At 61.3% G+C, this 11348-nt stretch carries 10 protein-coding genes and 2 pseudogenes; 2 read left to right on the top strand and 10 right to left on the bottom strand.

The genetic code is table 11. The features are described 5' to 3' along the window. Nucleotides 1-259 precede the first annotated feature (259 nt). Complete coding sequence (locus E0473_RS15230) at nucleotides 260-1051, top strand: tyrosine-type recombinase/integrase (protein WP_137681779.1); 792 nt, start codon at nucleotides 260-262, stop codon at nucleotides 1049-1051. Between the two features lie 989 nt (nucleotides 1052-2040). Here E0473_RS15230 and E0473_RS15235 read toward each other — a convergent pair. Beyond that, nucleotides 2041-2889 carry an ABC transporter substrate-binding protein gene (locus tag E0473_RS15235; RefSeq protein WP_206663457.1) on the bottom strand — a complete coding sequence of 283 codons (849 nt, stop codon included), beginning with the start codon at nucleotides 2887-2889 and terminating at the stop codon, nucleotides 2041-2043. A 487-nt stretch (nucleotides 2890-3376) separates the two neighbouring features. Further along, nucleotides 3377-3457: pseudogene (locus E0473_RS15830) on the bottom strand (IS6 family transposase); the annotation flags it as partial. Between the two features lie 72 nt (nucleotides 3458-3529). Between E0473_RS15830 and E0473_RS15835 the strand changes: the two are divergent. Then, nucleotides 3530-4334 (top strand): annotated as a pseudogene (locus E0473_RS15835) (IS5 family transposase). On the opposite strand, the gene E0473_RS15250 reads toward E0473_RS15835, so the two are convergent. The 8 genes from E0473_RS15250 to E0473_RS15285 all read right to left on the bottom strand — a co-directional run. Then, nucleotides 4331-5716 (bottom strand): NAD(P)(+) transhydrogenase (Re/Si-specific) subunit beta, encoded by a 1386-nt coding sequence (locus tag E0473_RS15250; RefSeq protein WP_241657553.1) that lies wholly within the window; start codon nucleotides 5714-5716, stop codon nucleotides 4331-4333. The pseudogene E0473_RS15835 and the gene E0473_RS15250 overlap by 4 nt on opposite strands. 80 nt (nucleotides 5717-5796) lie before the next feature. Further along, nucleotides 5797-6078 carry an NAD(P) transhydrogenase subunit alpha part 2 gene (locus E0473_RS15255; protein ID WP_137681780.1) on the bottom strand — a complete coding sequence of 94 codons (282 nt, stop codon included), beginning with the start codon at nucleotides 6076-6078 and terminating at the stop codon, nucleotides 5797-5799. A gap of 5 nt (nucleotides 6079-6083) precedes the next feature. Further along, nucleotides 6084-7199, bottom strand: coding sequence for an NAD(P) transhydrogenase subunit alpha (locus tag E0473_RS15260; RefSeq protein ID WP_137681781.1), 1116 nt, complete (start codon nucleotides 7197-7199; stop codon nucleotides 6084-6086). After that, complete coding sequence (locus E0473_RS15265; RefSeq protein ID WP_137681782.1) at nucleotides 7196-8755, bottom strand: NADH-ubiquinone oxidoreductase-F iron-sulfur binding region domain-containing protein; 1560 nt, start codon at nucleotides 8753-8755, stop codon at nucleotides 7196-7198. Before E0473_RS15265 ends, E0473_RS15260 begins: the two co-directional genes overlap by 4 nt. Next, nucleotides 8752-9180: an NAD(P)H-dependent oxidoreductase subunit E gene (locus E0473_RS15270; protein ID WP_137681783.1), complete on the bottom strand. Its 429-nt coding sequence runs from the start codon at nucleotides 9178-9180 to the stop codon at nucleotides 8752-8754. The genes E0473_RS15265 and E0473_RS15270 overlap by 4 nt, the downstream gene beginning before the upstream one ends. Continuing rightward, nucleotides 9177-10109, bottom strand: coding sequence for a bifunctional methylenetetrahydrofolate dehydrogenase/methenyltetrahydrofolate cyclohydrolase FolD (gene folD / locus E0473_RS15275; RefSeq protein ID WP_137681784.1), 933 nt, complete (start codon nucleotides 10107-10109; stop codon nucleotides 9177-9179). The genes E0473_RS15270 and folD overlap by 4 nt, the downstream gene beginning before the upstream one ends. A gap of 82 nt (nucleotides 10110-10191) precedes the next feature. Further along, nucleotides 10192-11067, bottom strand: coding sequence for a methylenetetrahydrofolate reductase (locus E0473_RS15280; RefSeq protein WP_137681785.1), 876 nt, complete (start codon nucleotides 11065-11067; stop codon nucleotides 10192-10194). A gap of 19 nt (nucleotides 11068-11086) precedes the next feature. Next, the coding region (locus E0473_RS15285; protein ID WP_137681485.1) for a formate--tetrahydrofolate ligase at nucleotides 11087-11348 on the bottom strand (262 nt) is incomplete at its 5' end.

The raw sequence follows: 11348 nt of genomic DNA on the forward strand, positions 1-11348 counted from the left end.
GGCTTAAAATATGCATGAAAACATTAGGATATCGCTAACGGTATTCGCTCAGCACGCAGCACGAAAGACTGTTTCTATAGCTTCGGCGTGCGCCGCGATTTGGGCGGTAGATTATGTCCGCAACGGAGGGGCGGTTGCTTAAAGGCAGCTTTTCGCGATTGGAGTGCTGAAGGCCGACAGTCTTGAACCGGCCCACTAGCTGTCTGGCCGCTCCCAAAGAGAGCGGCCTGTCCGTAACGCGCCTATATTCCGTTGAAAAATTCGTCGTTGGAGCGTTTGGACGCTCGCAGCAGATAGCGGGCGAGCGGCCTCGCCGCCCCATTCAGGCGGGTGCGGGCGGCGCGAAACCGCGCGGCGTCTCCGCTCGTTTGTTGGGCGCGTACTCAACTATGCCATTGCGACAGGCCGGGCAGAAAACAATCCTGCTCCTGCCTTGCGAGGAGCGCTTGCCGCACCGTCAGTACGCCATCACCCAGCAGTAATCGAGCCGGAGACGCTAAGTGAGCTACTACGGGCAATTGAGGGTTATGAGGGATACGCATCTACCAACGCGGCACTGAAGCTTTCCGCACATCTCTTCCAGCGCCCTGGCGAGATCCGAACAATGAAATGGGAATATATCGATCTAGAAGCGGCAATCTGGACTATGCCGGCTGGTGGAACGAAGATGCGCCGCGAACACCGCGTACCTCTCTCCCGGCAGGCAATCGCGATCATACTCTCAATGAGGGACGTCGCGGCATATAGCGAATATGTATTCCCAAGCTTCAATCCCAAGAAGCCGCTATCTGAGAACGCCATAACGGGCGCGCTTAAGCGGCTGGGGTATGCCGGAGTGATGACTGCCCACGGGTTCCGCACAGCCGCCTCCTCATTGCTGAACGAGAGCGGTGAATTTCACCCCGACGCAATCGAACGAGCGTTGGCCCATCAGGACAGCAATGCTGTGCGTAGGGTCTACAATCGCACCCAATACTGGGACGAGCGCGTAAGGATGATGCAGTGGTGGTCAGACAAGATCGATTCTCTCAAGCGACTGAACGCGACCTAGCCAGGGTGCTGGAAAAAAGACCCCAAAAAGAACCCCCGCACACCTCGATTTTGCACAACCAGCCGCGATCAAGCACGAATGCAATCCGAATTTATATCGATTTAATTCAATGTGTTCCGCATTATCGCGCATCGCGGCAGAAGAACAAATGGTGCCAGAAGAGGCATCCAATTCCATGTATTTTCTCAATTTAATCCAGCCACTTACTGAATCCGGCCTCGGTAAAAAGCCCGCAAAAGGCCCGCGAATTCCTTTTAATGTACTGGTTTGATGTCTTTTTCGGACTCGGAATTGGTTTTCGATACTCTGACAAATTGGCGAATTCAGTCTGCTTTGCACTCTATATCGGTCATAGCGGATCGCCCGACGATCGCGCCTGAAAGCGGACATGCTTGCCGATAGGTCTCAAAGGCTGGGTCTGGGACGATCCCGTCGTTCCCGCACGGCGGGAGGTCATCGCCAAAAACTGACGCTCAGCGAACGATCCGCTGGACAAGAATTGCGGCCGCAACTGGGCCGGGTTGGATGGCGGCTCTTGGTAAGTTCGGTTGCTGAACCGGACATTCAAGCGGGAATTAGCCGGAGGCAGCTGGCGCCCCGGATTACGCCCATCCCATGCAGCGTCGGGAATGTCGGCTTATGACATGACCGGCCTTTCTGCGAGTCTCGCCGTCACGATCGCTGCTGCGAAAATTGCGGTCACCGGAGGCCTGCTAGACGTCAACGACTGGGCGTCTAGAATCGACCACCCACTCTTCACTCTATCGGCGCTCACTAGAGCATCAACAAGCAGCCGTCGAGGTGCTGTCAGTCTAATCGCAACTTGCCTCCGATTGACGGAGCTGACCCTTCCCCGGCCAGTTTCAGGCCATGAGGTTCTGCCACTCGGCCAGTGCGGCCGAGCGGTTCGCTGCTGTCCTTGATCGACACCGTGATGATCATGGCCCGACCGCAAGACTGAGCGAGGTGTCCCCGCCTGTTTCACTCCATCACAGGTCTGCGAGATAACTCTTGTCGAAAGCTTGCAGTGCCTGATCGCGATGCGTCGCACCGGCAAGACCCGTCTGCACCATCAGGTCAACCGTAGTAGCCAGCGCTGTTGGCGTGATTTTCAGGCCCTCTGGCCACATGCCGAGATCGCGCATGTAAGCAAAGCCGCGACCCGCAAGGTCCGGATCGTCCTTGGTGGTGATCGACTGAAACACAGGCACGCAGAAATCCTCGTTCGCCGGATCATTAGCGAAGTCATAGGCTTCAGCCAGCGCCCGCAGGAAACGCAGCACGGTGTCACGATTGGCCGCCAGCCAGCCTTCGCAACCGAACACTGCGGTGAAGACGATTTCCGGGATCGCGTCATGCCCGCGGGCGATGAGGTTGTAGCCATTGTCCTCAGCCAGGAAGCTCCAGGGCGCGGGTTGCGGCGCACAGTCAATCTCGCACTTGCGCAGCGCCTCCCAGCGTTCGGTGTGGATGCCGGACATCGCAAACTCGTCATCGCCGGGATAGTGCAGGCCATGCTGGGCAAGCACGATCTGCGTGTAGATCGCCGTGCCTTCGCGCAGAGACGAAGTGCCAATGGTCTTGCCCTTGAGGTCTTCGATTGTCATGATTTCGGGCCTTGTGACCAAGGCCATGGGCAGGCGAACGGCCTGCGCCGCGACCAGCCGCAGCGGGCCGCCGGCAAGGTAATCGGCAATCGCTCCTTCGGGCGGACCAATCGTCAGGTCAGCATCCCCCGCGCGCACCGCATCAGTTGCCAGTTCGAGGCTGCCCATTCGGCGGAGATCGATTGTCAGGCCGTGCTTTTCAAACAGGCCCAGCTTTTCTGCCACGAACACGGGCAATCAGTTGAACCCCTGCGCACCGCCAGCAAGGCGGATTTCCCTCAGCTCGGTAGCATCCTTGATCATTGCTCTTCTCCATCAGCTTCTCCCAAGACCATCTGAACTTGGCCCGGGGCGATGAAATTCATATACTTACCGGTATCCCAAACCATTGATGCGCATCAAAACCGGTTATTTCTGCAGACAAAAAGAAAGCCGGGAGAAGTCTGGAGGCCCCCTCCCGGCTTCCCTTGCTGCGCTGGAAATCAGGCCTTCTTGCGATACTTTTCGCGTGCGTGCTGGTCGATCGGGGCAGGATGGACCGTTGCCCGGATCTTGAACTGCACGTGGTCTTCCGCCTGCACCTTGGAAGACGGGTCGGGCTCACCTCGGGCGACGAGTTGAAATATCGGAATGGGCTAGCTGGCTTCTTCGGACGCGGCATCACCCCGCCTTACCCTTAACTCCTTGCCAGCAGGTGCATTTTGCTCTGACAACACCCGTGGCAGAAGTCATAGCCGCGCTCGAACAGGAGGTTCTCCACATTCCGAAGAGACAGCGGATATCGGACGTACAGCATCACTAGGCCGTGTTGACAAAAAGGATTCCCAACCCCGCCTCGTTGTGATTCAAGACTGCTTCTTGAGGAGCAGTCATGGGTCGTGGAGACTTGTCGGATGCGGAGTGGGAGCTGATCGGGCCGCTGCTGCCGTCTGAGCGGGGTCGTTGGGCACGTCCGGCTGGCGATAACCGGCGCTTTCTGAATGGCATGCTCCACGTGCTACGGGTCGGCTGCCCCTGGCGAGACATGCATGAGCGATACGGCAAGTGGAACTCGGTCTATGTCCGGTTTCGGCGCTGGGCCGAACAAGGCGTCTGGGATGCGCTCCTGCAAACGCTGGTCGATCTGGGTCTCACCGACGACTGGCAGCACATAATCGACAGCACTTCTGTTCGCGGCCATGTCTCGGCGTCGGGCGGAAAAGGGGGGCTTCTCAGAACGCTCTTGGTCGATCACGCAGCGGCTTTACGAGCAAAATCCACGCCCGCTGCGACAATCAGGGATTGCCTCTCGGCTTCATCCTGACCGGCGGGGAGGCTTCCGATTATACCGCTGCCGAACCACTGATGGCGATCCCGGTCGTCGCGCCCAAGGCGCTGCTAGCGGAGAAGCCTGTCCTGAGCTTGTCGAAGGGGGCTACGATGGGGATCGCTTCCGGGAGAGCCTACTGATCCGTGGCATCCTGCCTATCATCCCGCCCCGCTCGAACCGTAAAGTGCCAGAACATCCCGACTATCGTCGATACCGTGACCGGAACCGTGTCGAGCGCATGTTCTGCAAGCTCAAGCAACAGCGCCGTATCGCAACCCGCTACGACAAGACCGTTCTCTCCTTCGAGAGCTTCCTTAACCTCGCCGCCGCCCGCCTATCGCTCAAGTCTTCTGTCAACGCGGCCTAATCCAGCGCCTTGTTGATTTCTTCGACTATTTTCTTGGCATCAGACAGCAACATCACCGTCTGATCCATGTAGAAGACATCGTTATCGACCCCGGCATAGCCCACGCCACCCATCGAACGCTTGATGAAAAAGACCTGCTTGGCCTTGTCCACGTCAAACACCGGCATGCCGTAAATGGGCGAGCTCTTGTCGGTCTTGGCCGCCGGGTTCACCACGTCATTTGCGCCGATGATGAAGGCAACGTCGCACTGGGCGAATTCCGAGTTGATGTCCTCAAGCTCGAACACCTTGTCATAGTCTACGCTAGCTTCTGCCAGAAGCACATTCATATGGCCGGGCATGCGGCCTGCCACCGGGTGAATTGCGAATTTGACCTCCACACCCTTTTCTTCGAGCAGATCGGTCATCTCACGCAGGGCATGCTGGGCCTGCGCCACCGCCATGCCGTAGCCCGGAATGATGATCACGCTCTCTGCCTGTTCGAGCATATATGCCGCATCTTCCGCGCTGCCCTGCTTGTAGGGGCGCTGTTCGACCGGGCCACCGCCGCCCGCAGAAGCATCGGCACCGAAGCCGCCGGCAATCACCGAGAGGAAGCCGCGGTTCATCGCCTTGCACATGATATAAGAAAGGATCGCGCCTGAGGAGCCCACCAGCGCGCCGGTGATGATCATTGCGGTATTGCCAAGCGTGAAGCCCATCGCCGCTGCCGCCCAGCCCGAGTAGCTGTTCAGCATCGATACCACGACGGGCATGTCCGCCCCGCCAATCGGAATGATCAGCAGGAAGCCGATGATGAACGCAAGCACGGTCAGCGCCACGATCAGCGGCATGGTGCCGCTCGCGGCCGCAGTGGCGAACATCCCGGTCAGAACCAGGATGGCAATCAGCGTGCCCAGATTGATGACATGGCGGCCCGGCAGCAGGATCGGCGAGCCCTTCATCCGGCCCGAAAGCTTGGCAAAGGCGATGACCGAGCCCGAGAAAGTGATCGCACCGATCGCGATGCCGAGGCCCATCTCGACCTTGGACACCGCGCCGATTCCGGCGTCCGTGAGCAGTCCGAATGCGCCCGGATTGAGATAGGCCGCCCAGCCTACCACCACCGCGGCAAGGCCGACGAGCGAGTGGAAGGCAGCTACCAGTTCAGGCATGGCGGTCATGGCAATACGGCGGGCGATGACGATGCCGATGATGGCGCCGATGGCGATGGCGATGCCGATCTCCACGATGTTGGCGATGTCGTGCGTCACCAGCGTGGTGACGACGGCGATTGCCATACCGACCATGCCGTTGCGATTGCCCGCACGGCTGGTTGCCGGGCTGGAGAGCCCGCGCAGCGCCAGGATGAAGAACACGCCCGATGCAAGATAGGCCAGCATGGCCCAGGCGGGGGTACCGCCACCGTGTGCGGCAGCATCGGCAACAGCATCGGCGACAGGAGCGAGGAAGGACAGCATGCTCACTTATCCTTCTTCTTGTACATCGCCAGCATCCGCTCGGTCACGGCAAAGCCGCCGAAGATGTTGACGCTGGCCAGCACCACCGCTGCCAGACCCAGCCACTTGGCGATGTCGCTGCCCGCTTCCGCAGCCGCGATCAGGCCGCCCACGATGATGACCGAGGAGATCGCGTTCGTCACCGCCATCAGCGGCGTGTGCAGCGCAGGCGTGACCGACCACACCACGTAATAGCCGACAAAACACGCCAGCACGAAGATCGAGAGGATTGATATGAAGTCCATGGCGCTTACCCCTTCAACCGTGCGTTGACGACTTTGCCGCACTTGGTGAGCCGGATAGCATCGCCGATCTCTTCGTCGAGCACCGGCTTGCCCGCTTCCTTGTCCCAGAAGACATTGAGGAAATTGAACAGGTTGCGGCTGAACAGGGCGCTGGAAGCGGTTGGCAAGTGCGCGGGCGTGTTGGCGTAACCCATGATCGACACGCCGTGCTTCTCAACAAGCTCATCCGGCACCGAGCCTTCCACGTTTCCGCCCTGCGCCACGGCCAGGTCGAAGATAACGCTGCCCGGCTTCATCGTAGCGATCTGCGCGTCGCTGACAAGGCGCGGGGCCGCACGGCCCGGGATCAGCGCCGTGGTGATGACGATATCCTGCTTGGCGATATGCGCGCTCACCATCTCGGCCTGCGCGGCCTTCTGTTTGTCGGTGAGTTCGGCCGCGTACCCCCCCTCACCCGCGGCTTCCAGCCCCTCTGCGAAGACAGGCTTGCCGCCCAGGCTGCGGATCTGTTCGGCGGTCTCGGGCCGCACGTCGGTGGCGGAGACCTGCGCGCCCAGCCGCTTGGCCGTGGCGATCGCCTGCAGGCCCGCAACGCCCACGCCCATCACAAACACCCTGGCGGCCGAGATCGTGCCCGCCGCCGTCATCATCATCGGAAATGCCCGGCCATAGGTGTCCGCCGCAGTCAGTACCGCCTTGTAACCGGCAAGGTTCGACTGGCTGGAAAGTACGTCCATCGACTGTGCGCGAGTGATGCGCGGCATGAATTCCAGCGCCAAGGCCTCGAAACCGGCCTCGGCATAGGCCTCCACGCGCTCACGCTGGCCGAACGGATCGAACGTGGCGGCCACCCACGCGCCTGGCTTGGCACCCGAAAGCGCGGCAATATCTGGGGCTTGCACGCCCATGACGATGTCAGCATTGGTTACCACAGTCGCCGCCGGACCGACTTCGGCCCCTGCATTGGCGTAATCGGCATCGGAGATCGCGGCGGCCGCGCCCGCGCCTTCCTCCACTGCAAGTGAAGCACCCAGCGCAGCGAGCTTCTTTACTGTTTCGGGCGTGGCAGCGACGCGGGTTTCACCTTCCGCGCGCTCTTTCAGGACCGCAATTCTGGTCATCCGAGTCCCTTTTCTAGTGTTTGCTGAACCATTTCGGGGTTGCTGCCAAAATCTTCCGGCCACTGGCGCAGCGCGCTCATTACCGGATAGGGCGTGAACCCGCCCAAAGCGCACAGCGAGCCGAACTTCATCGTCTCGCACAGGTCGGTGAGCAGGCCGATCTCGTCGCCCGCATCGCAGCCTGCGTCCTTCTTCGTGTTGTGCATCTGCGGGGCCAGCTCGATCACATCGCGCTCGCGCCCGCCTTCCCTGATGCGGTCGAGGATTTCCAAGCCGCGAACCGAGCCGATGCGACACGGGGTGCACTTGCCGCAGCTTTCGATCGAGCAGAATTCCATCGCGAAACGCGCCATTTCCAGCATGTCCGCCGTATCGTCGAACACGGTCACACCGCCATGGCCGATCAGGGCTTCGGCAGCGGTATAGGTCTCGTAGTCGAACTCGATATCGAACTGGTCGGGATGGATGTAGGCGCCCAGCGGGCCGCCCACCTGCACCGCCTTGACCGGACGGCCCGAAGCCGTGTCGCCGCCGATATCGCTCACCAGCTCGCCCAGCGTGATGCCGAAGCCTACTTCGTAAAGCCCGCCGTGCTTGATATTGCCCGCCAGCTGGATCGGCATGGTGCCGCGCGAACGGCCGAAGCCGGCGTTCTTGTACTGCTCGGCGCCGCCTTCCATCAGGATATGCGGCACGGCCTGCAGGCTGAGCACGTTGTTGACCACGGTCGGACGACCAAGAAAGCCTTCGAGCGCTGGCAGCGGCGGCTTGGCGCGCACTTCGCCGCGCTTGCCTTCGAGCGAATTTAGCAGCGAGGTCTCTTCGCCGCAGACATAGGCGCCAGCGCCAACACGCACTTCGCATTTGAACGGCGCGATAATGTCTGCGCACAGGTCCAGCGCGGCGTTGAGCTTGCGGATGGCGTCGGGATATTCGCTGCGCAGATAGATATAGCCTTGGTCCGCGCCCACGGCTTCACCCGCAATCGCCATGCCTTCGATCAGCGCGAAGGGATCGCCTTCCATCGCCATGCGATCGGCAAAGGTGCCGCTATCGCCCTCGTCGGCATTGCACACGATGTCTTTCTTCGGCCCCGGCGCTTTCATCACCGTGTCCCACTTGATCCCGGTGGGAAAGCCCGCGCCGCCTCTTCCGCGCAGGCCCGAGTGCTTCACTTCCTCGACAATGGCTTCGCTGCCGATCTGGCGCGCGCGCTTCAGGCCTGCCCAGCCACCGGTTGCTTCATAGTCTTCGAGGCTGAGCGGACGGGTCTTGCCCGCGCGCTTGAAGGTGATGCGCGTTTGCGTGGCGATGAAGGGGTGCTCTTCAATGGTGCCGATGGCCTTGTCCGAGCTGCCATCGAGAATGGCATCGACATCGTCGAGCGTGGCCGGGCCGAACCCTTTTCCGTCGATCTCGACGAGCGGTTCGAGCCAGTGCATGCCCCAGCTCGAGGTGCGCTGCACTTCGCAGCCCTTCTTCTCGAAGGCCGCCGCAAGCTTGTCAGCCCCGCCGGCGCGGGCGAGGGCGTCATCGGAAATACGAACAACAGTCATGCGTTTTCTACTAGCTTGATGATCGCCTGCTCATCGAGGCGGATATGAAGATCATCGCCCGTGCGCGCAGAAGGGCCGGCGCTGCACAGGCCGAGGCAATAGACTGTCTCGATCTTCACGCGCTCTCCGGCAGCGTTGCTGGCGGCCTTGATAAGCTGCTCCACGCCGCGCGCCTTGCATGCCTCGGCACGGCAGATCTGCAACACGGGGCGCGCATCGGCTTTGGGTTTGTAATCGTGATAGAAGCTGACCACGCCGTGCACGTCGGCGCGGCTGATATTCAGGCCCCTGGCGATCAGCGCCTCGCTTTCTGCATCGATGCAGCCGAGTTCGGCCTGCACGTCGTTGAGGATCGGCAGCAGCGGGCCCTCGCGGTGGTGCTGGCGGGCGATGATCGCGCCCAGAACGTCGCTCTTGTCGCTCATGCGAGAGCATCCTGAAAAATCATGGTGCGGTCTGGCGCATCGGCATAGTCACTGCTGTCGTCGCCGTTTCCCACCGTGAGCGCGCGCGCCGCCTGAACCGTGTTGGCAAGCAGACAGGCGATGGTCATCGGGCCAACGCCGCCGGGCACCGGCGTGATCGCCTTGGCGTGCTGGCATTCATCGAAGGCAACGTCGCCCACGAGCTTGGTCTTGCCATCTTCGCCCTCGATGCGGGTGATGCCCACATCGATGATCACGGCATCATCCTTGACCCAATAGCCTTTGACCAGCTCCGGCGCACCTGCCGCTGCCACGATAACATCGGCCTGACGGCAGATATCGGGCAGACCATGGGTGTAGATATGGGTGACGGTAACAGTCGCCTCGGCATCGAGCAGCAGATTGGCCACCGGCTTGCCGACGATATTGGACTTGCCGATCACGACCACATCCTTGCCGGTCAGATCGGGGATGACCGAATGCAGCAGCAGCATCACGCCCAGCGGCGTGCAGGGCACAATGCCGCCCGTGCCGGTCGACAGGCGACCGACATTGACCGGGTGGAACCCGTCCACGTCCTTCTCCGGCGTGATCGAGCGCAGCACAAGGCGCGTGTCGATATGATCGGGCAGTGGAACCTGACAAAGGATGCCGTGCACTTCGGGGTCAGCATTGAGCGTGTCGATCAGCGCCAGCAGGTCTTCCTGCGAAGTGTCTTCCGCAAGGCGATGCTCGGTGGACTTGATGCCGACCTTTTCGCAGGCGTTGATCTTGCGGCGAACGTAAACTTCGCTCGCCGGATCCTCGCCCACGAGGATCACGGTCAGGCCCGGAGCGGGGTGCCCCGCCGCCACGAGGGCGTCGACTTCGGCCTTGGTTTTCTCATCCAACTGGCGCGCGATTGCACGGCCATCGATAATGTCTGCCATCGCGGCAAACCTCCCGTCAGTTCAGCCGGGGGAGCCTTGGCCCGCCCGCGCAAAGTCCGGCGATTCCACTTCCGTTCGAAAATCAGGAATTGCGGGCGTCGTAGTCGTTGATCCACTCGGCCGATGCCTTGAGCGCGCCGAACGGATAGAAATGCAGGCGCACCCGGCCGTGGCGCTCGGTCAGCTTCTCTTCGAGGTTGCCGACCAGCTTGTCCGGCCCGGCGCTGCCGATCAGGTTGGTGATGCTGATGCCATACTTCTTCATCACCGAAGCCGAGGCACCCACGCCGCAGCGCTTGGCAAAGCCGAGCAGGCGCTTGATCCCGGCCGGGCCGGGCACGCCGAGGCGCACCGGCACGTCGATGCCGCGGTCACGCATTTCACCGATCCACTCGACAATTGCATCGTCATCGAAGGCGAACTGGGTGACGACCAGCGGGGTCATGCCATGGGCGCGAACGGCGTCGAGCTTCTTCTGCATCCACACCCACAGCTCTTCGGCGGAGTTGTTCGGGTGACCTTCGGGGTGGCCGCCCACGCCGACGATGGTGATGCCGTGCTTTTCGAGCAGGCCCGATTCGATGATCTGCAGCGAGTTCTCGTAGGGGCCTTCAGCCTCGGGCGGATCGCCCGCGATGATGAAGACGCGCTTCACGCCTGCCTTCCGGGTGATCTCGCCAAGATACCAGTCAAGCTGTTCCTCGCTCTCAATGCGGCGCGCCGAGAGGTGCACGATCGGCTCGAACCCGAGTTCGCGCACCAGCACGGCGGCCTCGACGCGCTGCGACAGCTCTTCACCGGGCAGGAAGGTGACGGCGACCTGCGTGTTTGGTCGGATCAGCGGGGCCGCCTCCTTCAGGCCTTCGATTTCCTTCGCGGTCATCTCCAGCGAATAGCCATCGACCATGTTCGAGGCGGGTTTTTCCCAGTTGGGGTGAATGGCTTCGTAAGTATACATCGCTGTCCTCCCGCTAGTCCTAGAACAGGCCTTCGATCTGGCCGTTCTCGTCGAGATAGATGTTCTCGGCCGAGGGGACCTTGGGCAGGCCCGGCATGGTCATGATGTCGCCCGCGATGGCGACCACGAAGCCGGCACCGGCCGAAAGACGCACTTCACGAATGGCGATCTCGTGGCCCTCGGGCGCGCCCAGCGCGGTCGGGTCGGTCGAGAACGAGTACTGCGTCTTGGCCATGCAGACCGGATAGTTGCCGTAGCCCATCTCTTCCCACTGCTTGAGC

This window comes from Aurantiacibacter suaedae (assembly GCF_005434915.1).
Classification (GTDB): Bacteria; Pseudomonadota; Alphaproteobacteria; order Sphingomonadales; family Sphingomonadaceae; genus Alteraurantiacibacter; species Alteraurantiacibacter suaedae.